At 71.7% G+C, this 22625-nt stretch carries 21 protein-coding genes; 13 read left to right on the forward strand and 8 right to left on the reverse strand.

The window, feature by feature from the left end; translation table 11 throughout:
• Nucleotides 1-25: 25 nt before the first annotated feature.
• The 3 genes from TMZ1T_RS00285 (at nt 26) to TMZ1T_RS00295 (ending at nt 2827) form a co-directional block, all read left to right on the forward strand.
• A complete protein-coding gene (locus TMZ1T_RS00285; protein WP_004312771.1) occupies nt 26-679 on the forward strand; it encodes an RluA family pseudouridine synthase in 654 nt (217 codons plus the stop codon).
• 62 nt (nt 680-741) lie between these two features.
• A complete protein-coding gene (locus TMZ1T_RS00290) occupies nt 742-1836 on the forward strand; it encodes an FUSC family protein (protein ID WP_012584221.1) in 1095 nt (364 codons plus the stop codon).
• Between the two features lie 34 nt (nt 1837-1870).
• Entirely contained in the window at nt 1871-2827 is a 957-nt protein-coding gene (locus tag TMZ1T_RS00295; RefSeq protein WP_012584222.1) for a LysR family transcriptional regulator, read from the forward strand.
• Between the two features lie 122 nt (nt 2828-2949).
• On the opposite strand, the gene TMZ1T_RS00300 is transcribed toward TMZ1T_RS00295, so the two are convergent.
• Nucleotides 2950-3219: a hypothetical protein gene (locus tag TMZ1T_RS00300; protein WP_004312777.1), complete on the reverse strand. Its 270-nt coding sequence runs from the start codon at nt 3217-3219 to the stop codon at nt 2950-2952.
• A 242-nt stretch (nt 3220-3461) separates the two neighbouring features.
• Between TMZ1T_RS00300 and TMZ1T_RS00305 the strand changes: the two genes are divergently transcribed.
• The 4 genes from TMZ1T_RS00305 (at nt 3462) to TMZ1T_RS00320 (ending at nt 7188) form a co-directional block, all read left to right on the forward strand.
• Nucleotides 3462-4478: a class I SAM-dependent rRNA methyltransferase gene (locus tag TMZ1T_RS00305; protein ID WP_012584223.1), complete on the forward strand. Its 1017-nt coding sequence runs from the start codon at nt 3462-3464 to the stop codon at nt 4476-4478.
• Nucleotides 4479-4534: 56 nt separating this feature from the next.
• Nucleotides 4535-4879, forward strand: coding sequence for a hypothetical protein (locus tag TMZ1T_RS00310; protein ID WP_004312780.1), 345 nt, complete (start codon nt 4535-4537; stop codon nt 4877-4879).
• 181 nt (nt 4880-5060) lie between these two features.
• Nucleotides 5061-6713: a 2,3-bisphosphoglycerate-independent phosphoglycerate mutase gene (gene gpmI, locus TMZ1T_RS00315; RefSeq protein WP_012584224.1), complete on the forward strand. Its 1653-nt coding sequence runs from the start codon at nt 5061-5063 to the stop codon at nt 6711-6713.
• 79 nt (nt 6714-6792) lie between these two features.
• Nucleotides 6793-7188 (forward strand): hypothetical protein, encoded by a 396-nt coding sequence (locus tag TMZ1T_RS00320; RefSeq protein WP_004312784.1) that lies wholly within the window; start codon nt 6793-6795, stop codon nt 7186-7188.
• 381 nt (nt 7189-7569) lie between these two features.
• Here the strand turns inward: TMZ1T_RS00320 and TMZ1T_RS00325 are convergent, their stop codons facing one another.
• Nucleotides 7570-8346: a polyprenyl synthetase family protein gene (locus TMZ1T_RS00325; protein WP_004312786.1), complete on the reverse strand. Its 777-nt coding sequence runs from the start codon at nt 8344-8346 to the stop codon at nt 7570-7572.
• A 202-nt stretch (nt 8347-8548) separates the two neighbouring features.
• On the opposite strand from TMZ1T_RS00325, the gene TMZ1T_RS00330 reads away from it, so the two are divergent.
• The 3 genes from TMZ1T_RS00330 to TMZ1T_RS00340 all read left to right on the forward strand — a co-directional run bounded on the left by TMZ1T_RS00330 (nt 8549) and on the right by TMZ1T_RS00340 (nt 12026).
• Nucleotides 8549-9889 carry a ferredoxin reductase family protein gene (locus TMZ1T_RS00330; RefSeq protein WP_012584226.1) on the forward strand — a complete coding sequence of 447 codons (1341 nt, stop codon included), beginning with the start codon at nt 8549-8551 and terminating at the stop codon, nt 9887-9889.
• A gap of 207 nt (nt 9890-10096) precedes the next feature.
• Complete coding sequence (locus TMZ1T_RS00335) at nt 10097-10930, forward strand: DUF3025 domain-containing protein (RefSeq protein WP_012584227.1); 834 nt, start codon at nt 10097-10099, stop codon at nt 10928-10930.
• Between the two features lie 199 nt (nt 10931-11129).
• Nucleotides 11130-12026 (forward strand): DNA ligase, encoded by an 897-nt coding sequence (locus TMZ1T_RS00340; RefSeq protein ID WP_012584228.1) that lies wholly within the window; start codon nt 11130-11132, stop codon nt 12024-12026.
• Nucleotides 12027-12286: 260 nt separating this feature from the next.
• On the opposite strand, the gene TMZ1T_RS00345 is transcribed toward TMZ1T_RS00340, so the two are convergent.
• Nucleotides 12287-14218 (reverse strand): ABC transporter transmembrane domain-containing protein, encoded by a 1932-nt coding sequence (locus tag TMZ1T_RS00345; RefSeq protein WP_012584229.1) that lies wholly within the window; start codon nt 14216-14218, stop codon nt 12287-12289.
• A 207-nt stretch (nt 14219-14425) separates the two neighbouring features.
• Here TMZ1T_RS00345 and TMZ1T_RS00350 point away from each other — a divergent pair, with 207 nt between their 5' ends.
• Nucleotides 14426-15034, forward strand: coding sequence for a DUF924 family protein (locus tag TMZ1T_RS00350; RefSeq protein ID WP_004302857.1), 609 nt, complete (start codon nt 14426-14428; stop codon nt 15032-15034).
• Nucleotides 15035-15072: 38 nt separating this feature from the next.
• Nucleotides 15073-15777, forward strand: a complete 705-nt coding sequence (locus tag TMZ1T_RS00355) for a type 1 glutamine amidotransferase (protein ID WP_004302859.1) — start codon at nt 15073-15075, stop codon at nt 15775-15777.
• Between the two features lie 7 nt (nt 15778-15784).
• On the opposite strand, the gene TMZ1T_RS00360 is transcribed toward TMZ1T_RS00355, so the two are convergent.
• Genes TMZ1T_RS00360 through TMZ1T_RS00380 form a run of 5 tightly spaced genes read right to left on the reverse strand, consistent with a single transcriptional unit; the run spans nt 15785 to nt 21793 of the window.
• Nucleotides 15785-16747: a DUF4332 domain-containing protein gene (locus TMZ1T_RS00360; protein ID WP_012584230.1), complete on the reverse strand. Its 963-nt coding sequence runs from the start codon at nt 16745-16747 to the stop codon at nt 15785-15787.
• 38 nt (nt 16748-16785) lie between these two features.
• Nucleotides 16786-17178 (reverse strand): hypothetical protein, encoded by a 393-nt coding sequence (locus tag TMZ1T_RS00365; protein ID WP_012584231.1) that lies wholly within the window; start codon nt 17176-17178, stop codon nt 16786-16788.
• A gap of 52 nt (nt 17179-17230) precedes the next feature.
• Complete coding sequence (locus tag TMZ1T_RS00370; protein WP_012584232.1) at nt 17231-18124, reverse strand: hypothetical protein; 894 nt, start codon at nt 18122-18124, stop codon at nt 17231-17233.
• 27 nt (nt 18125-18151) lie between these two features.
• On the reverse strand, nt 18152-19171 hold the full coding sequence (locus TMZ1T_RS00375; RefSeq protein WP_012584233.1) for a hypothetical protein: 1020 nt from the start codon (nt 19169-19171) through the stop codon (nt 18152-18154).
• 21 nt (nt 19172-19192) lie between these two features.
• On the reverse strand, nt 19193-21793 hold the full coding sequence (locus TMZ1T_RS00380) for a S8 family serine peptidase (protein ID WP_012584234.1): 2601 nt from the start codon (nt 21791-21793) through the stop codon (nt 19193-19195).
• Between the two features lie 246 nt (nt 21794-22039).
• Between TMZ1T_RS00380 and TMZ1T_RS00385 the strand changes: the two genes are divergently transcribed.
• Nucleotides 22040-22540, forward strand: a complete 501-nt coding sequence (locus TMZ1T_RS00385) for an LEA type 2 family protein (protein WP_004302870.1) — start codon at nt 22040-22042, stop codon at nt 22538-22540.
• Nucleotides 22541-22625 lie beyond the last annotated feature (85 nt).

Genomic DNA, 22625 nt, shown 5'->3' on the forward strand with positions numbered 1-22625 from the left:
GCACACCTCGCCTGAAAACATCCCCATGCGGCCCGAAATCCATCCCTCGATCCCCGCCCTCCACGTCGACGAGTGCCTCCTCGTCGTCGACAAGCCTGCCGGCCTGCTCTCCGTCCCCGCGGGCGGGGAAGGCCGGCAGGATTGTCTGGCGGCGCGGATCCAGGCGCGCTGGGCCGACGCCCGCATCGTGCATCGGCTCGACGCCGCCACCTCCGGCCTGGTGCTGTTCGCGCGCGGCGCGGAGATGCTGCGGCGCATGAGCCTCGCCTTCGAGCAGCGCATCGTCGGCAAGCAGTACGTGGCCGTGGTGCACGGCCATCTCGCCCAGGACGACGGCGAGATCGACCTGCCGCTGGCCGAGGATGCGGACAACCGGCCCCGCCAGATCGTCGATGCGCTGCGCGGCCGGCGCGCGCTCACGCGCTATCGCGTGCTCGATCGCCAAGGGGCGGGCGCCGACGCCTGCAGCCGCCTGGAGCTCAAGCCGGTCACCGGGCGCGCGCACCAGCTGCGCGTGCATCTGCTCTGCCTCGGCCACCCCATCTTCGGCGATCCGCTCTATGCTCCGCCCGAGTCCGCCGCCCGCTTCGGCCGCATGCACCTGCACGCCGCCCGCATCGCCTTCATGCATCCACACACGCGCGTGCCGATGGTGTTCGACAGCCCGGCGCCGTTCTGAAGCCCATGGTGCAGGCCGCCCCCACGCGAGCACTGCATCGAGCCCTCGACCGTGAGAACCGCATGACGACCCGCTCCCCCCTGCAACGCGTCGCAGACCTGCTGCGCGCCGAGTGGCACCACCTCACCGCGTTCACCCCCAGCACCCGGCGCTGGCAACTGGCCTTCGCCGCCGCGTTGGCCTCCGGCCTGCCGCTGATGGTGGGGGCATGGTTCGGCCATCTCGAATACGGACTGATCTCTTCGATCGGCGGGCTCGCGCTCCTCTACCTCCCCAACACGCCGATGTCGCACCGCATGGTGTGGCTGATGGCCTGCGCCTTCGGCATGGCGGCGAGCTATGCGCTCGGGCTGATGACGCATTTCCTGCCGCTGGCCAAGGTGGGCGTGCTGGCGTTGATCGCGATGCTGGTGACCATGGTGTGCCGCTTCTATCGCGTCGGCCCCCCGGGCAGCCTGTTCTTCGTCATGGCGGCGGCGATCGGCGCCTACACGCCCGGCACGGTGGAGGAGATCCCGCTGCGCGTGGGCCTGTTCACCATGGGCGCCCTGCTCGCGAGCCTGATCGCCTTCGTCTACAGCCTCCAGGTCCTGCGCCTGCAGCCGGCCGATGCGGTGCCGCCGCTGCAGCCGCCGACCTTCGACTTCGTCGTCTTCGATTCGGTGGTGATCGGCGCCTTCGTCGGCCTGGCGCTGGCGATCGCCCAGGCGCTGCAGCTCGACCGCCCCTACTGGGTGCCGGTGAGCTGCCTGGCGGTGATCCAGGGCGTGTCGCTGCGCGCGGTGTGGAACCGCCAGCTCCAGCGCGTGCTCGGCACCGCCATCGGCATGCTCTTCGCCTGGTGGCTGCTGAGCCTGCCGCTCGACGCGTGGCGGATCGCGCTGCTGGTGATCCTGCTCGTCTTCGTGATCGAGAGCCTGGTGGTGCGCCACTACGGCCTCGCGGTGATCTTCATCACCCCGCTCACCATCCTGCTCGCCGAGGCCGCCACCCTGGGCCACGCGCCGCTCGCCGAGCTGATCGCGTCGCGCTTCACCGACACCCTGCTCGGCTGCGTCGTCGGTCTGGTGGGCGGCATCTGCCTGCACAGCGCGCGCTTCCGCACGCTCTTCGGCAACCCGATGCGCCGGCTGATCCCACGCCAGCCGCCATCCTGACCGGCTTCAGCCCGTAGCCGGACCGCCAGCACCGATGAAAATCAACCAGTTGCGCTATTTCCTCGCCGTGGCCGACAAGGGCAGCGTGCGCGCGGCCGCAACGGCACTCGGGGTCTCGGCTGCCGCCGTCAGCCAGGCCCTGCGCGAACTCGAGACGGCGATGGGGACGCCGCTGTTCACGCGCGAGTCGCACGGCGCGGTGCTGAGCTACGCCGGACGACAGTTCCTCATCCACGCCCGCCTGATCCTTGGCCAGGTCAGCCGCGCCGAAGCCGAGATCGCACAGATCCGCGGCGCAACCGGTGGCTCGCTGACGATCGGGGTCACGCCCTGGGTCGCGCAGTCCATCCTGCCCCACGCCCTGGCCCGCTTCCACGCCCTGCGCCCGGACGTGCACCTGGACGTCACCGAGGCGGTGGGCACGGTCCATCCGCTGCTGCGCGACGGCACCCTCGACCTGGTGATCGCGATCCCGCCACCACGCCAGGAGGCGTCGATCTTCTACACGCGCGAGCTGTTCCGCTGCGATCTGGCTGTCGTCGGCCGCCTCGGCCATCCCTTTGCCAGCGCCACTTCGCTCGAGGAGCTCGTCGACCAGGACTGGGTGCTGACGATGCTCGGCGCCGGCCAGGACGAGCCGCTGGTCAACCTGCTCGCCCCCCACGGCATCGCGCCGCCGCCGCACCGTGTGCATTACGCGCGCTCGGCGCTGGTCGCCATCAGCATGCTCGAGGTCGGCAACATGCTCACCATCTGCCCCTGGCCCCTGCTCGAGACCCCGCTGCTGCGCGGGCGCGTGCAGGCCCTGCCGATCCGCAACCCGCTGCCCGAAATGCACACCGCCATCATCGTCCGCCGCAACGACACGCTGAGCGCGGCGGGGCAGTTGTTCATCGACTGCTTCGAGGACGCCACCCGGACCTGCGTGGCCACCGACGATCCCGCGCTCAAGCGCATCATGAACTCGGTCGAGCGGGCGCCCGACGCATGATCCGCCGGGAAGAAACCAAAAAAATGCCCGCAAGCTGCGGGCATGAACCACATTGAAGTGGAGGAGGGAGACCAGAAAGGATTTGCAGGCGGTCGCGTGGCACCACGCCACGCGCTTGCAGCTCAGGCGGCGCAGCGTTGCGCGACCGCGCCCGGCGGCCACCGCCGGGTCACGCTGGGCGCCGGGCGCGCGGCGCGTGCCGACAGGACGGAAGCGCGGGCATGGGCGAGGGCGACGAAGCGATCGACCGCAACGCGATCGAAGGTCGCGCCGCTGCGCACGCCGACGTACGCGGCCGCATCGACCAAGGCGCGTCGCCAGGCATCGAGGGCATCACCTTCACTGATGCCGGCCTTGCGGGCAACCCAGGGCAGAATTTTGGGGGCTTGCATGGTGAGAACTCCTGTGAATTTCGTCGAAGGCCGCGCGCCGGTGAGCCTGGTTGCACGCCTCTTGCAGTGCACAAATCTTATGGGACGATGGACCGTCCGAATAGAAAGGCATTTCCGTGGGTGTAAGGTTTTTGTTTACGCGTGACGACGCCCGCTGGTCGCACTGCCCGCGGGGCAGGACAGGCGCCAGCCCGGGCCGGCGCGCTTCGGGCATACTGGCGCGCCCCGCGCAGGAACCCGCCATGTCCTCCACCCTCACCGACCTGCTCGCGGCCGCGCTTGCCGCCCGAGCCCCGCTGATCGCCCAGCTGGCTGCCGAAGACACCGACGCCTGGCGCCTCTTCCACGGCACCGTCGAGGGCGCGCCCGGCCTCACGGTCGACCGCTACGGCAGCGTGCTGCTGGCGCAGACCTTCCATCGCCCGCTCAGCGCCGAGCAGCTGGCCGAGCTCGAGGCCTTCTACGCCGCCGCCCTGCCCGGCCTGGCGCTGGTGTGGAACGACCGCAGCGGCAAGAACTCGCGCGTCGCCAATCCCCTTCCGCCCGAACAACAGGCCCTCGCCGAGCAGCCTTCGGAGTTTTCCGAACTCGGCGTGCGCTACCGCTTCCAGGCCCGCCATGGCGGGCAGGACCCCTGGCTGTTCCTCGACCTGCGCGCCGCGCGCCGCCGCGTCATGCAGGAGGCCGCGGGCAAGTCCCTGCTCAACGTGTTCGCGTACACCTGCGGCGTCGGCATCGCCGCGGCCAAGGCCGGCGCGCGCCACGTGGTGAATGTGGACTTCGCCGAGTCCGCCCTCGCGGTCGGCAAGGACAACGCACGCCTCAACGAGCTGCCGATCCGGGTGCGCTTCATCAAGTCCGACGCCTTCGCCGCGCTGCGCCAGTACGCCGGCATCGGTCAGCCGAAGATGGTGCGCGGCAAGCACCTGCCGCCCTTCCCCGAGCTCGCGCCGCACCGCTTCGACCTCGTCTTCCTCGATCCCCCGCGCTACGCCAAGAGCCCCTTCGGCGTGGTCGACCTGGTGCACGACTACGCCGCGCTGTTCAAGCCCGCGCTGCTCGCCACGGAAGAGGGCGGCACCCTGATCTGCTGCAATAACGTCGCCCGCGTGGATCGCGAGGACTGGCTCGAGCAGCTCGAGCGCAGCGCCCGCAAGGCGGGCCGTGCGGTGCGTGAGGCCGAATGGATCAGCCCCGAGGCGGACTTTCCCAGCCGCGACGACAACCCGCCGCTGAAGGTGGTGCTGCTGCGCGTTTGAGCAAGGCGCCGGCACGCCGCCACCGCCCATCCACCGGACACGCCCCAGGAGAGGTCATGGCAGGATTCGAGAACTATCAGGAAGCCACCCGCAAGATCGAGGACGAGATCGAGCACATGGGCGTCGCGCTCGGCATCGACTGGTCCGACGAGGCCCAGGTGAGGGCGCTCGCGCGCGAGGCGCTGGACCACTCCCAGGACAGGATCCGCGAGGCCGCGGCCAGCCCGGACGACCACGAGCTGGGGGCGAAGGTGACGCTCTTCGGCCTCGCCAGCCTGATGCTGCGCACGATGGAAGAGAGCGCCGGCGTCGGCATCGAGAGCCATGGCGGACCGGTCTGGAAGGCCTTCGGCCGCGCGCTGTGGCTCGAGGCCGAGCAGCGCCGCCAGCCCGAAGCCTGAGCCTTGCGGATCCCGATCGCGCCGCATGCGGTCTCGGCGCGGGAGGTGCGCGGAAAGAAGTCATTGGGCCGATAAACAACGCGCATGAAAATCCGCTGCGGATTTGACGGAAAATATGGTTTTGGCCGGTCCGCAGCCCCGCTGCCCCGCCGGCCCCGGATTTCTCCTTCAGGAAGCGACCATGCTGCAGAAATTCCCCGCCTTCGCCGGCGTCCAGGGCCCTGTCGTCGTCATCGTGATGGACGGCTACGGCATTCCCAGGCACGAGGTCGGCAGCGCCATCGACGCCGCGCGCAAGCCCACGCTCGACCGCCTGTTCGCCCAGTACCCCAACATCGTGCTGCGCGCCCACGGCACCGCGGTGGGCATGCCGTCGGACGACGACATGGGCAACTCCGAGGTCGGCCACAACGCCATCGGCGCCGGCCAGGTGTATGCGCAGGGCGCGGCACTGGTCGCCAACGCGATCGCCGAAGGCGCGATCTGGCAGGGCGAGGCCTGGCAGCAGATCGTCGCCGGCGCCAAGACGGGAGCCAACGGAAAAGCAGGGGTGCTCCACTTCATCGGCCTGTTCTCCGACGGCAACGTGCACAGCCACATCGACCATCTCAAGGCGATGGTGCTGCGCGCGAAGGAGGAGGGCGTGCCCACGGTACGCATCCACGCCCTGCTCGACGGCCGCGACGTGCCCGAGACCAGCGCGCTCGACTACGTCGTGCCCTTCGAGGCCTTCCTGAAGGACATCAGCACTGCCGGCTTCGACGCCCGCATCGCCTCCGGCGGCGGCCGCCAGACCATCACCATGGACCGCTACGACGCCAACTGGCCGATGGTGGCACGCGGCTGGCGCACCCACGTGCTGGGCGAAGGCCCGCAGTTCGCCAGCGCCACCGACGCGGTGCACGGCCTGCGCGAGAAGCACCCCGGCACCATCGACCAGGACCTGCCCGAGTTCATCGTTGCCGAGGATGGCAGGCCGATCGGCACCATCGAGGACGGCGATGCGGTCGTGTTCTACAACTTCCGTGGCGACCGCGCGATCGAGATCACGCGCGCCTTCGTCGAAGAGCACTTCACCGCATTCGACCGCGTGCGCCATCCGCGCACGACCTACGCCGGCATGCTGCAGTACGACGGCGACCTGCAACTGCCCAAGCGTTTCCTGGTTGCCCCGCCGGCGATCAAGGACACCTCCAGCGAGTGGTTCAGCAAGTCCGGCCTCGCCCAGTTCGCCTGCTCCGAGACGCAGAAGTTCGGCCACGTCACCTACTTCTGGAACGGCAACCGCTCGAACAAGTTCGACGGCGAAACCTGGCAGGAAGTCCCCAGCGACGTCGTGCCCTTCGAGCAGCGCCCGTGGATGAAGGCAGCCGAGATCACCGACGCGATGATCGCCGCGCTGCAGTCCGGCCGGTTCAAGGTGCTGCGCTGCAACTACGCCAACGGGGACATGGTCGGCCACACCGGCAACTTCCGCGCCGCGACCATGGCGATCGAGGCGGTGGACCTGGCGCTCGCGCGCCTGCTGCCGGCGATCGACGCCGCCGGCGGGGTGGCGCTGATCACCGCCGACCACGGCAATGCCGACGAGATGTTCGAGCTCGACAAGAAGACCAGGCAGCCGGCGCAGAACAAGGACGGCAGCTACAAGGCCAAGACCGCGCACACGCTCAACCCGGTGCCGCTGATCCTCTACGACAACGTCAGCGGCGGCAAACTCGGCCTGAAGCCGCTCGAGACCGCCGGCCTGTCGAACATCGCCGCCACGGTGGCCAACCTGCTCGGCCTGCACAAGCACGACAAGTGGGACGACAGCCTGCTGGAGGTGAAGTGATGGCTACGGCCACCGGGCGCCGCCCCTTCCCCGGCTTCGTGGTCGGAGTCTTTCCTTTGGAGCCGGTTCGATGCGAAGCATGAAGAAGCCCGTGCGTGCGGCCTCGGGCGCACTCCTCTTCGTCGCCGCCCTCGCGACGGGCGCATGCGGCCTGCTCCCGCAGAAAACCGAGGTCGCCCCGGGCGTGACCCAGCAGACCGGCCAGTTCGAGTTCGCCCTCCCCAGCGGCGAATACCGCTGCGAGCGCGGCGAACGCCTGCAGATCCGCCGCGAGCTCGCCAACGCGGTGAACAACCGTATCCAGCTCGGCTGGAACGGCAGCCAGTACCAGCTCGAGCGCGACCTGTCGTATTCCGGCCTGCCACGCTTCGAGGACGGCGCCAGCGGCCTGGTCTGGATCGACCTGCCGTGGAAGGGCCTGCTGCTCGACGGCCGCACGCACAAGCCGCTGGCCAACGAGTGCCGGGCGGCCTGATGGCACGGTGACGACAGCCGGAGTCCGAGCCTACCCGCCACAATCGCGACTTGCGTCGCTCCTACAAACGCTCGAGAGACCGTGCTGGTCCGTGTAGGAGCGACGCAAGTCGCGATCCGGACGATGCGGTGGCGACGGGCGTCGTCGAATCGCGACTGCCGTAATCGCGACTTACGTCGCGCCTGCGAAAGCTCGAGAGACCGCGCTGGTCCGTGTAGGAGCGACGCAAGTCGCGATCCGGACGATGTGGTGGCGACGGGCGTCGTCGAATCGCGACCGCCGTAATCGCGACTTGCGTCGCTCCCGCAGACAGCCCGCGACAAGCCATCCGCAGGCGATCGAACCCATGTCAACGCGAGGCCTTGGGCAGGGATCCCGCGCTCAACCCTCGACCACCACGCCCAACGCGGCGGCGTTCGCCAGCGCCAGCCCGTCGGCGACCGCCCGCGCCGCCTCGATCTCCGCCTGCGCACGCGCCTGCGCGTCGGCGACGCCGAAGCGCGCCGCGTCCTCCGCCTCGCTGCGCAGCGCATGCGCGCTGCCCACATGCAGGCCGAAGCGCGCCAGCGCCGAACGCGCGGCCGGATCGGCGCCGTGCACGATCGCCATGCACTCCGCGCCCGCCTCGAAGAGCTTTGCGCGCCGCCGGCGCGCGATGTCCAGCCAGGCCTCCGGCGTACGGGACGCCGGCGCGGCGAGCAACTCGCGGTACGCCACCTCACCCTCGGCGATCACGTTGGTCGCATCGGACAGCACCCGCATCACCTCCATGTCGCCGAGGTCCACGATCATGCGGAAGGCGCTGGTGTAGAGCAGGTCGCCGAGCAGGATGTTGCCGGCGTTGCCGAACAGCGCTCCCTCGCGCTCGCCGTCGGCCGCGCCGCCGCTCGCCTCGGTGACGTCGTCGTGCAGCGCGAGCGAGATGTGGATCAGCTCCACCGCCGCCGCCAGCGCGTGCGGGCGCTCGCCGCCGTGACCGAGGGCGCGCGCGCTCGCCAGAACCAGCGCCGGCCGCCGGCGCTCGGCACCGTGCAGGATGAACTCGACGACCTGGCGGATCAGCGCCACGTCGTTGTTCATGTGCGCGCGGATGATCGCGTCGACCCGCTCCATGTCGTGCTGGAGCCAGGCGGGGGAGGGGGCGGAGTGCTGGAACATGTTCGGGGTGCCGTGCGGTGGCCGCAAACGGCGGCCGGTCGAGGTTCGCCCGCGAGTCTATAGGCGCGCCGCCACGCTGACCAGCCGCAGGCGCCCGCGCGGGCTACAAGCCGGTACAAGGCGGACACATGCTGTGGCGCACAATTTCCCGCATGGGATCCGCTGCCTCATGGCGGCCGCATTCCGCTCGAAGGGAGCCATCATGAAGAACATCAAACTCGCACTCCTCCTCGTCCTCGCCACCCTCAGCCTGCTGTGGTGGTGGGCCGATCCACTGCTGGTCCAGGGCGACACCTACTTCGCGCTGCGCACGCTCGCGGTCAACTACACCGGCGTGCTCGCCATGGGCGCGATGAGCATCGCGATGATCCTCGCCCTGCGCCCGGCCGCGCTCGAGCCGCTGCTCGGCGGCATGGACAAGGCCTACCGGCTGCACAAGTGGCTGGGCATCGCCGGCCTGTCGGTCGGCGTGGTGCACTGGCTGTGGGCCAAGGGCACCAAGTGGGCGGTCGGCTGGGGCTGGCTGCAGAAACCCGCGCGCGGCCCGCGCCCCGAGCAGACCGTCGAGCTCTTCCGCTTCTTCCAGGAGCAGCGCGGCCTCGCCGAGACCATCGGCGAGTGGGCCTTCTACCTCTTCGCCGTGCTCGCCGCGATCGCGCTGATCAAGCGCTTCCCCTACCGCCGCTTCGTACAGACCCACCGCGTGATGGCGGCGGTGTACCTCGCACTGGTCGTGCATGGCGTGGTGCTGCTGCCCTTCGCCTACTGGACGCAGCCGCTCGGCATGGTCATGGGCATGCTGATGGCCGCCGGCAGCTGGGCCGCGCTGCGCTCGCTCGCCGGCCGCATCGGCCGCGGGCGCCGTGCGCACGGCCGCATCGAGCGCGTGGTGCGGCACCCCGCCAACCAGGTGCTCGAGGTCGGCCTGCGCCTCGACACGCCTTGGCCGGGACACCAGGCCGGACAGTTCGCCTTCGTCACCTTCGACGAGCGCGAGGGTCCGCACCCCTTCACGATCTCCTCCGCCTGGGGCGGCGACGGCCGCATGGATTTCATGATCAAGCCGCTCGGCGACTACACCCGCAGCCTGCCGGCGACGCTGAAGCTGGGTGACCCGGTGCGCGTCGAAGGCCCCTACGGCCGCTTCGACTTCGGCGGCGCCCAAGCTCGGCAGATCTGGGTCGCCGGCGGCATCGGCATCACCCCCTTCGTCGCCCGCATGCAGGCGCGTGCGCAGGAAGACAGGCCGGGTGGGCGTGCGGCGGCGATCGACCTCTTCTACAGCACCAGCGCCCCCGACGAAGGCTTCATCGCCCGCCTGCGCGAACTCGCCGCGCGGGCGCGGGTGCAGCTGCACGTGCTGGTCTCGCCACGTGACGGCCGCCTCGACGCCGACGGCATCTGTCGCAGCGTGCCCGACTGGAAGCAGGCCGGCGTGTGGTTCTGCGGCCCGGCCGGCTTCGGCGCGATGCTGCGCGACACCCTCGCCGCCCGCGGCCTGCCCGCCGAGCGCTTCCACCAGGAGCTGTTCGAGATGCGCTGAGGCGGATGATCCGGAGTCCCGGGCGACTTCCAAGGGTTTGGCACAGGAGCGACACAAGTCGCGATTTGAGCGCTCACGCGACGCGACACGTCGTCTCCTGCGAATGGCGCGGCAATCGCGACCTGCCTCGCCCCTGCCAAAGGCTCGAAACCCCGACCGCGGCACGCACCCTGGCTGCACCGCCCGCGAGCCGGCACAATTCCACAGATGAACGACGCCCTCGCCATCCCCGCCGCCTTCGCCGAGCGCCGGCTGTTCGAGCCGATCGCGCCGTGGCTGGCCCGCTTCACCACACCCGGGCTGCCCTCGCGCGCCGCGCTCGACGCCCTGCTCGCCGAGGCCGCGCCCGCGGCGCGCAGCGGTGGCGGCGCGCCGATCCGCTTCGCCGCGCCGGGCGACGACGAGGCCGGCTACGAGGCGCGCATCTTCGCCACCGGCGAGGTCCCCACCCGCGAGGCCGACTGGCACGACTTCTTCAACGCGCTCGCCTGGTGCGCCTGGCCGCGCACCAAGGCCTGCTGCAACCGCCTCCACCTCGACGAGCTGCGCGCACGCGATGCCGCCGGCCTCGCCGGACGCGGGCCGCGGCGCGACGCGCTGACCCAGTTCGACGAGTGCGGCATCGTCGTGGTGTCCGCCGACCCGCAGGTCCCCGCCCTGCTCGCCGCGCACGCGTGGGAAGAGGTGTTCTGGAACCGGCGCGAGGCCCTGCAGCACAGCACCCGCTTCCTCGTCTTCGGCCACGGCAGCTGGGACCAGCTGCGCGCGCCCTTCCCCGGCCTGTGCGCCAAGGCCATCCACCGCGTGGTCGATCCGGCCTGGCTCGCACTGCCCGCGGCCGCGGCGCGCGCCGAGACCGATGCCTGGCTCGCTGCCCGGCTCGCCGCCACGATCGGCGACTTCAGCCCGCGCAGCCTCGGCCCGCTGCCACTGCTGGGCATCCCCGGCGTGACGCCGGCCAGCGAGTCCGCCGGCTACTACCGCGACACCCGCCAGTTCCGCCCGCAGCGCATGCCTGCGGGCACCGCCGCCGGCGCTTGAACTTCCGCCTGGCGGCGCCCACGCACCGTAGCTATAATCCCTTTGTCATTTTCCGGCCTCGCATGCCGACGATGCTCGAGGCGAGCATCGAGGGCACAGGCCGCCGCCCCGCGAGGGGCTTGCCCGCAAGCCTTGTCCGCGTTGGCGCGGCACGGGCGAAGAGGCGCCCACACCCGTGCTCGGACTGGAGGGTTCGCCCGTGAGACCGCCCACCCGCATTCCCGCACCGGCCCTGCGCAGGCCGGGCAGGTGCATCCGCAGCCTGATCCTGGCCCTCGCCCTGCTGCCGGCCGGCGCGGTCGCACAGACCGCGGAGCCCGCAGACGCGCCCGCAGCCATGCTCGCCCTGCGCTACGACCCCGCGATCGACCCCGCGGGCTGGTGGGTGAGCGAGAAGCTCGACGGCGTGCGCGCGTCGTGGGACGGCAGCGTGCTGCGTTTCCGCAGCGGGCGCGCGTTGCCGGCGCCGGCCTGGTTCCTCGCCGCGCTGCCGCCGGTCGCCCTCGACGGCGAGCTCTGGCTCGGCCGCCGCCGCTTCGACGAGCTCTCCGGCCTGCTGCGCCGCGAGGATCCCGCAGACCCGCTGTGGCGCGAGGTGCGCTACATGCTCTTCGAATTGCCCGGCGCCGCCGGCGACTTCGACACCCGGCTGGCGCGTCTGCGCAGCCTGGCCGAGGCCGCCGATGCGCCCTGGGTGCAGGCGATCCCGCAGCAGCGCGTACCCGACCGTGCCGCCTTGCAGCGCCTGCTCGGCGAGGTCCTCGCAAGTGGCGGCGAAGGCCTCATGCTGCATCGCGCCGACGCCCTCTGGCAGCCCGGCCGCAGCGAGGCCCTGCGCAAGCTCACCCCCTGGCTCGACGCCGAGGCGCGCGTGGTGGGCTACCTGCCGGGCAAAGGCAGGCTGCAGGGCAGGGTGGGTGCGCTGCAGGTCGAGCGCGCGGACGGGCGGCGCTTCCGCATCGGCAGCGGCCTCAGCGACGCGCTGCGCGCCAACCCGCCCGCGCTCGGCGCCCTCGTCACCTACCGCTACCGCGAGCTCACCCCCGCCGGCCTGCCGCGCTTTCCGCGCTACCTGCGCGAACGCACGCTGCCGTGAAGCGCCGGCGCCATCCGGGAGCGTCAGCGCGTGCGTGCCCGCCGCAGGGCGCAACGGATCCGCGCCTGCGCCACAGGGCCGCCCGATCGCGACTCGCGTCGCTCCTACGGGGCTCCCCGGAGCGAAGCGGTATTCCGCTGCCCGATCGCGACTTGCGTCGCTCCCACAAGGCTCCCCGAAGCGCGGCGGTTTTCCGTGGGAGCGACGCGAGTCGCGATTGCAGCGCACCGGGTCCGCGCCTGCGCTGCGGGAGGCTCCGGTCAGCCCTCCAGCTGCAGCGCCGCCAACCGCGCATACAGCCCGCCCTGGCGGCGCAGGTCGGCCGGGGTGCCGGTCTCGACGATGCGCCCCGCGTCCATCACCACGATGCGATCCACCTTCTGCACCGTCGCGAGGCGGTGGGCGATGATCAGCGTGGTGCGGCCCTGCATCGCGGCGGCCAGGCCTTGCTGCACGAGGACCTCGGCTTCGGCGTCGAGCGCGCTGGTGGCCTCGTCGAGCAGCAGGATGGGGGCGCCCTTGAGGATCGCGCGCGCAATCGCGATGCGCTGGCGCTGGCCGCCCGACAGCCGCGTGCCGCGCTCACCGAGGAAAGTGGCGTAGCCCTCGGGCAGGCGGGCGATGAACTCGTCGGCGGCCGCGGCGCGCGCGGCGGCGATCACCTCGGCGTCGCCTGCGTCGGGGCGACCGTAGCGGATGTTGTCGAGCGCGCTCGCGGAGAAGATCACCGGGTCCTGGGGCACGATGGCAATGCGCGCACGCAGGCTGCGCAGCGGCAGCGCGCGGATGTCGTGGCCGTCGATGCGGATGCAGCCCTCGCCGGCCTCGTAGAAGCGCAGCAGGAGCTGGAACAGGCTGGTCTTGCCGGCGCCCGAGGGGCCGACCAGCGCCACTTTTTCCCCCGCTGCGATGCGCAGGTCGATGCCGTCGAGCGCCGCTACGGCGGGGCGGGCAGGGTAGCGGAAGACGACGTCGGCGAGTTCGATCGCGGGGTGGGTGGCAGGGGCCTTGGTGGGGGAATCGGGTGCGGGGTTCGCGGCGGGCGCCGCGCCCGCAGGGCGCGTGCTGCGCGGGTTCTCATGCAGGCGCGGCGCCCGTCGCGAACCGCCACCTCCGGCCGCCTCCGCTACGCCCTCCGCCGCCTCTGCATCCCGGATCACCGGCTCTGCCTGCAGCAGCTCCAGCAGCCGCCCGCTCGCTCCCGCGGCGCGCATCACGTCGCCCCACACCTCGGCAAGCGTGCCGGCGCCGCCCGCGACCAGCGCGGCGTAGATCACGAAGGCGCCGAGATCGCCCACCGACAGCGCGCCGGCCTGCACCTGGCGCGCGCCGATCCACAGCACGAAGATGATCGTGCCCATCACCGCGGCGATGATCAGCCCGGTGAGCGCCGCGCGCACCCGGGTGCGCCGCACCGCGGCGGCGAAGCTGGTCTCGGCGCGGGCGGCGAAACGCGCGGCCTCGTTGTCCTCCTGCCCGAAGGCCTGCACCGTGGGCATGGCCGCGAGGATCTCGCCGGCGAGCGCCGAGGCGTCGGCGATGCGGTCCTGCGCCTCGCGCGAGAGGCTGCGCACGCGCCGGCCGATCAGCGTGATGGGCAGCGCGAGCAGGGCCATGAGCCCGAAGATGAGCCCGAAGAGCTGCACGCTGGTCACCGCCAGCATCAACATGCCGCCGACGAACTGGAAGAGGCTGCGCAGCCCCAGCGAGATCGAGCTGCCCACCACCGTCTGCACCAGCGTCGTGTCGCCGGTGAGCCGCGACAGCACCTCGCCGGTCTGCAGGGTCTCGAAGTACTGCGGCGACTGGCGCAGCACGCGCGCATACACCGCGCTGCGCAGGTCGGCGGTGACGCGCTCGCCGATCCACGACACCGTGTAGTAGCGCGCGGCCACCGCCGCCGCCCAGAACACTGCGAGGCCGAACAGCGCGACGAAACGTCCGTCCAGCCCCTGCGCGCCAAACAGCCCGCCGCCGTCCGCCGCCCCGCCCGTCGCGGCACCACCGCCGGACACGCCGCCGAAGCCCGCGTCGATCAGGTCGCGAAAGGCCAGCGGCACCACCAGGATGGCCGCCGAGCCCAGGCACAAGAACACGAAGGCGAGCACCACCCGTGCGCGGTAGGGGCGCAGGAAGGGGAGCAGGCCACGCAGGGCGGAGAGCGGGGCGGGGGAGGCGGTGTCGCTGGGCATGGCGGCATTATTGCGCCACCCGCGCGGACGGGGTGCGAACCAGGCGTCTGGAGCAGGGCGATTGCATGAAGGCGCTGCAGGCGCTCATCGCCTGCCACGTGGGAGCGGACCATTCCGTTGGAGCGATCGCCCTCGCGCCCGACGCTCCCGCATCGCAGCGGGCTGGGCTATGCTTGCCCCACCCCGATCGGCCGCCCGGAGCCCCGCATGGACACGCCCGCCACGATCCACGCCTTCTGGTTCGGCCCCGCGGCCGATGCGGACGCAGAGGCCGCCATCATCGAGCGCCAGTCGGCGCTATGGTGGAGGAAACAGCCCGCGGTCGACGCGGAGATCCGCGCACGCTTCGCCCCGCTGGTGGGCCGCGCCGCGGGCGGGGAGCTCGACACCTGGCTGGGCGGGCTGCGCGGGCGCCTGGCGCTGGTGCTGCTGACCGACCAGTTCCCGCGCAACATCTGGCGCGGCGAAGCCGCGGCCTTCGCCTTCGACGTGCTCGCGCTGCGCTGGGCGAAGGAGGCGCTCGCGCGCGGCCTCGACGCCGGGCTGCGCCCGATCGAGCGCGTCTTCCTGTACCTGCCGCTGGAGCACTCCGAAAACCTCGCCGACCAGCGCGAGGCGGTGCGTCGGTTCGATACGCTCGCCATCGCGGTCGAGCCCGCGCTGCGCACGGCCTTCGCCGGCTACCTCGACTACGCCCGCCGCCACCTCGAGATCATCGAGCGCTTCGGCCGCTTCCCGCACCGCAACGCCGCGCTCGGGCGCGAGACAAGCCCGGAGGAGGCCGAATTCCTGCGCCAGCCCGGCTCGCGCTTCTAGAATAGGCCACCCGTTCCATCTCGCCACCCCAGGACGCCATGAAAGCCCACATCCTGCAGCACGTTCCCTTCGAAGGCCCCGGTCACATCGGCGACTGGCTCGCCGCGCGCGGTGCGGACATCGGCTCGACCCGCTTCTGGGAATCGCCGGTGCTGCCCGACCCGGCCGCGATCGATCTGCTGGTGGTGATGGGCGGGCCGATGAGCGTCAATGACGAGGCGGAATTGCCCTGGCTGGTCGCCGAGAAGCGCTTCATCGCGGAAGTGGTCGCGCTCGGCCGGCCGGTGCTCGGCATCTGCCTCGGCGCGCAGCTGATCGCCAGCGCGCACGGCGCCCGCGTCTATCGCAACGCGGACAAGGAGATCGGCTGGTTCGAGGTCGCCGCCAGCGGAGCGGAACCCGACGCTGCAGACACCGCATCGCGCTTCCCCTTCCCCGCGCGCACCACCGTGCTGCACTGGCACGGCGAGACCTTCGATCTGCCCGCGGGCGCGCGCCTGCTCGCGTCGAGCCCGGCGTGCCGCCACCAGGCCTTCCAGCTCGGCGGGCGTACGATCGGCCTGCAGTTCCACCTCGAGATGACCGCATCCAGCCTGCGCGCGATCGTCGACAACTGCCGCGGCGAGCTGGTGCCGGGACGCTGGATCCAGGACGAGGCGACGATCCTCGGCCACGCCGACGGGCACTTCGCCGCGACCCACGCGCTGATGGACGGCCTGCTCGACTGGCTCGTACGCGCCTGAGGCAGCTTCAGCCGCCCTCGCGCGGCCGGCCGTGGTACTTCTTCGCGGCCTCGATCCAGGAGGCGGCCTGCGCCGCGTTGATCGGGGCGAGGCTCTTGTGTGCGCGGCGGGCGACCTCGGCGTTGTATTTCTCGACGACCTCCACCGCCGCCGCGCCGGCGAGCGTCTCCAGCGAGCGGATGCCGACCGTCCACAGCACGTCGGCCGCGCGCGGCTCGATCGTGCGCACCGAGAGCAGCTCCGCATGACCCATCCACTCGGCCAGGCGCTGCCGATCCACCCCCACCAGCGCGGCCAGTTCGGCGCTCGACTTGAGCCGCGACCCGGCCACCAGCAGGTCGGCGATGGTGAAGATCTGCTGGCGGTTGAGCGCGCCGCGCCAGGTCTCGCCGACCCCGACGATGTCTTCCACGCCCGCCCACGGGCTGAACTCCGGGCTGGCGCTCAGGCCCGCGTCCTCGCGCGGCAGGGGCACGAGGTCGAGCCGGATGCGCGACAGCTTGGACGGATCGATGTCGTCCTCGGGGCGCACGAAGCGGTACTCGAGGGTGCCCAGCGGCGACACGTCCACCGTCACCTGGGCGTCGATCGCCACCTCGCGCACCGCGAAGCGGCTCACCGGGTTGGTGGTCTGCGTCAGCTTGTGCTGCAGGGTGTCCAGGGTGTGGGCGACCGCGCTGGCGAAGTCGTCCGGGCTGCGCTTGCGCGCCGCCTCGACCTCGGCGAGCTGGCGGCGCAGCGCGGCGTTCTCGCTCTCGAGGCGGACGAGCTCCTTGCGCAGCGCCGCGATCACCGCCTCGGTGTTGTCGGCGCCGCTGCCGTCCTCCGCCACCGGGGTGAAGACGCCCAGCCTGCCCTCCAGATTCACCAGGCTGGACGTGCCGACGGGCTTCAGGTTCATCGTGTCCACGAGCCGGGGGTCGAGCAGCGAGCCGGCAGCGGTGCGGAGGTCCTTGGGATCGATGGGCATGGCGGGGCGACGAGTTCGTGAGGGGAAGGGCGGGCGATTCAGGCGGGTGGCGGCGAGACGTCGGGCATGCCCTGGCGCGGCGCCAGCCGCAGCCGCACCATCAGGCTGCTCGCGGCCTGGTAGCCGTACAGGCTGACCTGGCGCGGATCCACCGGGCGCGACATGAGGCGCGGCGGGACGCTCCCGCTGGCGCGCTCGACCGATGCGGAGAGCGCCACCTCGAGCGTCACCTCGGTGAAGGTGTACCACAGCGGCGGCACCCGGGGGGCGTCCTCGTCGCCGCGCTCGATCGCGTCGAGGCGATCGGTGGCGTGGCGGTCGAGCGCCTCCTGCGCCGCGGCGACCGAGACTACGGTGCGCGCGAGCAGTTCGCCCAGCTCGACGGCCTGCTGGCCGGCCAGTTCGCCGGCACTGACGTTCGCCTTGTCCATGCGTTCTCCCGCCGGCGCGGAGGCGGGCCTTCCCGCCCCCACGCCGGACCGTTCAGAAGGTGACGGTGACCGAGTTGCTCACCAGGCCGATGCGCGCGGTGATCACGAAGCTGGCCGGCGCCGTGTCGGCGTCCTCGTCGAGGAAGTCACGCCTCAGCTCGATCTGGAGCTGCCCCGCGGCATCGGTGACGCCGCTGCCGAGATGCCGCCAGGGCACGCCGGAGCTCTCGACCGACAGCGCCTTGCCGGCGATCGGCGCGCCATTGCGGCGACTGTACTGCAGCAGCACGCTCATGGTGCGTCCGACCAGATCGCCGCCATCCATGACGTCGGCGATCTCGCCCTGGATGAGCGCGAGGCGCGGCCCGCGGATCACCTGGTTGGGCTTGGGGATGCCGACGTCGTCGCGCGGCTCGAGCAGCGCACTGGCGCGGATGCGGCCGAGCGAGACGTCGGTGGACACGTCGGTCGTGGTGGTGCTCGACCCGGATCCGCTCCCGCTGGTGACCATGCCGGGGCCGAAGAACATCGACACGCCGCTGCCGAAGAGCCCGAAATTCGAGCCCGAGTACGCGCTCGTGGTCTCCGAGGACGCGGCGAACTCGCGCGCGTAGAACTCGCCCTGCAGGCGCACGCTGGTCCATTGGTAGAACACCGGATCGATGAAGCTGATCAGCGGCAGCGGGCGCACGTGGTTGGTGACATGGTCGAGCGTGCCGTCGTCGCGGAACACCTGCTCGCGCACCGCGATCACGTTGACCAGCGTGGCGGCCAGCGCCGAGGCCGTCGCCGCGCTCGAGGTGTCGAGCTGCAGCTGGGTCGCGGCCACGGCCGCGCCGGTGCGTTCGACCAGCGTGCCGAAGGCGATGCCGGCACCGCGCAGTTCGTCGGAGACGTTGGCGTCCTCGGCCAGCGCTCGGGCAAGGGGAGGAAGTAGATCAGGCATGATGGTTTCTCCTGTGGCGGGCGGCGCTCAGAGCGACACCGTCGTGCTGCGTTCGATCTGGCCCAGCGTGGCGGTCACCGTGCCGCGCACGCGGCGCTGGAAGAGCGGGCTGGGGATGTTGCGCGACAGCGTGATCCGGCACTGCCCGGCCGCGTTCGTGGTGTTGCCGGTGAAGCCGTCGGCGGTCGCGAAGGACAGGTCGAAGGGGCCGGGATCGACGTCGATCGTCACGGTCGGATTCACCGCGCCATTGGCCTTGCGCACCGTGATCACGATGTCGGTGGAGCGCGCGGTGACGACGCCCGAGTTCAGCGTCTCCTGCACGCTGCCCAGCGCCATGAAGATCTGCGGTCCGATGGAGACCTCGGCCGGCGGGTCGAATCCGTCGACGTTGCGCGGCTGCAGCAGGGCGTCCATCAGCACGCGCCCCTCCGCCCAGTTCGATTCGAAGTCCGACTCCTCGGAACGGAAGGTCGATTTCTCCTTGAACGACGACACGCCGATGCCCAGGAAGCCGAAGAAGAGGCCGACATTGGTCGCCCGCGCGCTCTTGGTCTTGCTGTTGACGCTGATGCCGCGCTCGTTGTCGACCGCACCGACGGTCATGTCCATGCGCAGCGCGACGTGGCTCCACTGATGCGCGGTGGGACGGACGAAGTTGATCAGCGACACGTTCTGGGTCACGAGCTGGGTCGCGCTGGGGACCGGGAGGCCGTCGTCGTTCAACTCCTGCACGACGTCGGTGACCACCGTGATGTTGGACTGCGACAGGGTGGTCGCGGTGTCGACCAGGCCACGATCGAGGGCGGTCTGCGAATCGGCGACCCCGCGGCCGATCGAGGCCAGGATATCGCCGAAGCTGGGCGCGAGCTCGGCGAGTTCGCCGGAGACGTCGGCCCCGAGGGCGAGCGCGCCGCCAACCGCACCGGGCATCAGCGCACCCGCCGAGAGGATGCTGCCCTCGGGCAGCGCGGTAGCCGGCGACGTCGCGCCGGCCTGGGTCCGGGTCGGCTTGCCCTTGCCCGGTTTTTCGGTGTTGTCAGCCATGATGCACTCCTTGTGAGTGGTTCATCGGAACAAGCGCTCGCCGCGGACCTCGCGGGCGACGTTGCGGTCGAGCGCTTCGAGCAAGGGAGAGAGCGCGGCGGCCAGGGCCTGCCATGCGACGGTGGAGACGGTCTCGGGCGCGCCGGAGAGCAGGGCGTGGAGCGGATGCGCCAGCGCGAGCCGCGCCGCGGCGGGTGGCGGCGCACCGAGGAAGGCAGCCAGGCTGCGGATCTGCGCGCGCAAGGCCGCGGGCAGGAAGGCCAGCGCATCCTCGTCCGGGACACCGGCGCATAGTGCGGCGAGCCCGCCGGGCAGCGTGCGCTCGAGTTCGATCGCGCGTCTGGCCCCCACGCCGCGCACCGCCGTCCACGGCAGGTCGACCCGCCAACGCGGCGCGGGCAGCGGATCCGCGGGCACCGTCGGCGTCCCCGGCGCCGCGGGGGTGGCCCGCACGACGACGCCGGGACTCGTCGCCAGCGCCCACGGCTGCGGCCCGAGCGGCACATTCACGCCGCGCACCTCCAGCATCCACTCGCCCTCGCCGAGCGCCACGTCGATGCATTCGACGGTGTTGCGCCGGTCCGGACTGCCGACCGCGCCGGCCGGGTGGTTGCCCCAGGCAAGCACGCTGCCGCCGGCATCGCGCAGCACCAGGTCGAGGTCGTTGATCAGGGCCTCGCCCGGCGCGTCGTACCAGCACAGCACCGCGCGCAGCCGTCCCGGCCCCGTGCAGTCGATGCGGCGGCGCTCGCCGGTCACCACACCGACGCGGTCCTCGATCAGCACCGGCCCGTCGGGACCGGGCAGGCTGCCGACCAGCCACAGGCGACCGAAGCCCGCGCGCTGGCGGTCCTCCTCGCCCTGTCCGTCGCGCCGATGCACCGCCCGTGCGCCGTGGATCAGCAGCGCCTTGAGCGCGGCGCCGCCCGGCGCCTCGCCGAGCACCTGCCGCCAGCGCTGGCGCAGCACCGCCGCCGCACCCGCGACCACCCCGGTCGACATCGAGGTGCCGCCGAGGTACTGGTACCAGGGCAGCGGATTGGCCAGGCCCCAGCCCCGTGCCGAACTCGCCGTGCTGCGCGCGGCGGCGAGGTTGGTGCCGGGCGCACACAGGTCGGGCTTGATGCGGCCGTCCAGCGTGGGACCGCAGCTCGACAGCAGCGCGAGCCGCTCGGCGTCGCCCGAGACGGACGCGCCGCGCTGTGCCGGATCGGGAAAGCGCGTGCCAGCGGGATCGAGCGCCGCCCACCCGCCGCGCAGGCCGATGCCGGCATCCGGTCCCTCGGTGGCACCGACGGCAAGAACGCTTTTCGCGCTTGCCGGCGCGTACAGCGTGCCGGCATCGACGGCCCCGTCGCGGTTGCGGTCGCGGCCGGCGTTGCCGGCGGCGACGATCACCAGCATCTCGGCATGGGCGTGAAGGAAATGGTCGCACTCCCAACTGTCGTCGGTATAGGCGCCCGCAGCCTCCACGCCCCAGGCGTCGACGTGGATCGCCGCACCGGCGGCGCGCGCCTGTTCGAGCAGCTCGCGCAGGTCGAGCGGCCGCCCGGCGAGGTAGAAGCCGGGCTGCAGCCGGCTGCGCCATTCCGGCAGCGGGTCGACGTACTGCTCGATCGCCTGCATGAGGATGCGCGCACCCGGCGCCACGCCCACCAGCCTGCCGGCGCTCAAGCCGCCGTCGCCCGCAGCCAGCCCCGCCACATGGGTGCCATGGCCGCTGCCACGATCGGCGCCACCGTCGTCCGCGCCCGGAGCGCGCACGAAGGCCGACCATCCGGGCGCGAGCGGCCAGCTATGGATCGCCTGCACCCGCCCGGCGAAATCGGGATGCGGCGCATCGGTCGCACCGGTTCCCAGGCCGGTATCGGCGAACGCGATCAATTCGCCCTCGCCGCCCTGCGCGCCAGTCGCGCCGCCCGCGCTCTCCGGCAGGGCGGTCGCACCGATCGCGAGCCGCAAGGACAGCGAGGCCGTGCGCGGCAGGGTGCCCGGATCGGCAATCTTCACCCCGACCGCGTCGCGCAGCCGGCCGACCGCACCCGCATCGCCGCTCACCCGCAGCTTGTAGGGGCTGCTCGCGACCACCTGCAGGCCGGCGGCGGTGAGCTCGCCTTCGAGGCGGACGCGGTCTTCCACGCTGAAGGCCACCGCATCGACGGTGTCCGGCAAGGCCGCCACCCCGCCCGCGCCCGCGCGCGCGCAGTCCTCCGCCGCGTAGGGAGCGATCGCGCGCAAGGCAGGAAGCGCGGCACGCAGGGCGACAAGATCGCCACCGACGTCCGCACACAGGCCGCTGGGCGGACAGTCGAAGCGTGGCGTCCAGCCCAGCGTGGCGAGCGTCTCGCGCCAGGCTGGCAATACCGGGCCGGCGAAGCGCAGGATGCAGCGCGGCCCCGCTCCCGGTTCGAAGCATCCGGACGGAAGAATGCGGGGCACGCCATGGACCCGGATCGGATCGAGATCCGTCCAGCTCGCCCAGGCCGTGACCGGCACACGTTCGACCTCGACGAGCGCCAGCTCGCCATAGCGAGCCAACACCGCGCCTGCTGTCGCCGCGGCCGGCACGAGGGCGAAACACGCGGGCGCGACGCCAGGATGCGCGCGCGGGGCGGGAACCATGCTCGACTCCAGGGAAGAAGGCTGCGCGGACAACCGGGGGGACGAGCACCGGCGCACAACCGACCGGCACCGCAGTCACCACCGATGCTTTCACCATAGCCCCAATGCGGGTCGAATTCAAAAGGCGGAGACGCTTTGTCCCACGCCGATCGACTGCGCCAGCTTCCTTGCACGGCGCGGTTAGAATGAATGCCACACTCGCCCACCGTGGCCGCAGAGCGCGCGCCCTTGCCCGGAGTCGGCACCATGTCCCTTGCTGTCCGCCCGTCTGCCTCGTCCTTCACCCGCAGCCTGCTCGCCGTGCTCGCATCGGTGCTGCTCGCCGGCTGCGCCAGCCTGATCCAGCGCGAGCCGGTACGCATCAACGTCGTGGGGCTCGAACCCCTGCCGGGCGCGGGCATGGAGATGCGCTTCGCAGTGAAGCTGCGCGTGCAGAACCCCAACGAGGCGGCGATCGATTTCGACGGCCTCGCCCTCGAACTCGACCTCGACGGCAAGCCCTTCGCCACCGGCGTCAGCGACCGCAAGGGCAGCGTGCCGCGCTTCGGCGAGGCGCTCGTCGAGATCCCGGTGTCGGTCTCGGCGATCGCGGTGGTGCGCCAGGCGCTCGGCGTCATCGAAGGCGAACCGAAGACCGAGGTGCCCTACACCCTGCGCGGGCGGCTCGCCGGCGGGCTGCTCGGCGGCACCCGCTTCAGCGATGCGGGCATGCTGAAATTGCCCGAGCCGCTCCGTAACCCGCGCTGAACGCAGCGCCCGAACCAGTCCCAGGCCCTGCCCCAGGCCGCGCACCGCGGCCCCCAACTGTCCGCCGCCCACAAGGAGACCGCAC

This window comes from Thauera aminoaromatica (assembly GCF_000021765.1).
GTDB lineage: Bacteria > Pseudomonadota > Gammaproteobacteria > Burkholderiales > Rhodocyclaceae > Thauera > Thauera aminoaromatica.

Coding starts and splice junctions, on each gene's coding strand:
- TMZ1T_RS00380 (WP_012584234.1), bottom strand. CDS start 21,793: ATGGTTCCCGCCCCGCGCGCGCATCCTGGCGTCGCGCCCGCGTGTTTC.
- TMZ1T_RS00365 (WP_012584231.1), bottom strand. CDS start 17,178: ATGGACAAGGCGAACGTCAGTGCCGGCGAACTGGCCGGCCAGCAGGCC.
- TMZ1T_RS00370 (WP_012584232.1), bottom strand. CDS start 18,124: ATGCCTGATCTACTTCCTCCCCTTGCCCGAGCGCTGGCCGAGGACGCC.
- TMZ1T_RS00375 (WP_012584233.1), bottom strand. CDS start 19,171: ATGGCTGACAACACCGAAAAACCGGGCAAGGGCAAGCCGACCCGGACC.
- gpmI (WP_012584224.1), top strand. CDS start 5,061: ATGCTGCAGAAATTCCCCGCCTTCGCCGGCGTCCAGGGCCCTGTCGTC.
- TMZ1T_RS00360 (WP_012584230.1), bottom strand. CDS start 16,747: ATGCCCATCGATCCCAAGGACCTCCGCACCGCTGCCGGCTCGCTGCTC.
- TMZ1T_RS00285 (WP_004312771.1), top strand. CDS start 26: ATGCGGCCCGAAATCCATCCCTCGATCCCCGCCCTCCACGTCGACGAG.
- TMZ1T_RS00300 (WP_004312777.1), bottom strand. CDS start 3,219: ATGCAAGCCCCCAAAATTCTGCCCTGGGTTGCCCGCAAGGCCGGCATC.
- TMZ1T_RS00295 (WP_012584222.1), top strand. CDS start 1,871: ATGAAAATCAACCAGTTGCGCTATTTCCTCGCCGTGGCCGACAAGGGC.
- TMZ1T_RS00310 (WP_004312780.1), top strand. CDS start 4,535: ATGGCAGGATTCGAGAACTATCAGGAAGCCACCCGCAAGATCGAGGAC.
- TMZ1T_RS00355 (WP_004302859.1), top strand. CDS start 15,073: ATGAAAGCCCACATCCTGCAGCACGTTCCCTTCGAAGGCCCCGGTCAC.
- TMZ1T_RS00385 (WP_004302870.1), top strand. CDS start 22,040: ATGTCCCTTGCTGTCCGCCCGTCTGCCTCGTCCTTCACCCGCAGCCTG.
- TMZ1T_RS00345 (WP_012584229.1), bottom strand. CDS start 14,218: ATGCCCAGCGACACCGCCTCCCCCGCCCCGCTCTCCGCCCTGCGTGGC.
- TMZ1T_RS00325 (WP_004312786.1), bottom strand. CDS start 8,346: ATGTTCCAGCACTCCGCCCCCTCCCCCGCCTGGCTCCAGCACGACATG.
- TMZ1T_RS00335 (WP_012584227.1), top strand. CDS start 10,097: ATGAACGACGCCCTCGCCATCCCCGCCGCCTTCGCCGAGCGCCGGCTG.
- TMZ1T_RS00305 (WP_012584223.1), top strand. CDS start 3,462: ATGTCCTCCACCCTCACCGACCTGCTCGCGGCCGCGCTTGCCGCCCGA.
- TMZ1T_RS00290 (WP_012584221.1), top strand. CDS start 742: ATGACGACCCGCTCCCCCCTGCAACGCGTCGCAGACCTGCTGCGCGCC.
- TMZ1T_RS00330 (WP_012584226.1), top strand. CDS start 8,549: ATGAAGAACATCAAACTCGCACTCCTCCTCGTCCTCGCCACCCTCAGC.
- TMZ1T_RS00350 (WP_004302857.1), top strand. CDS start 14,426: ATGGACACGCCCGCCACGATCCACGCCTTCTGGTTCGGCCCCGCGGCC.
- TMZ1T_RS00320 (WP_004312784.1), top strand. CDS start 6,793: ATGAAGAAGCCCGTGCGTGCGGCCTCGGGCGCACTCCTCTTCGTCGCC.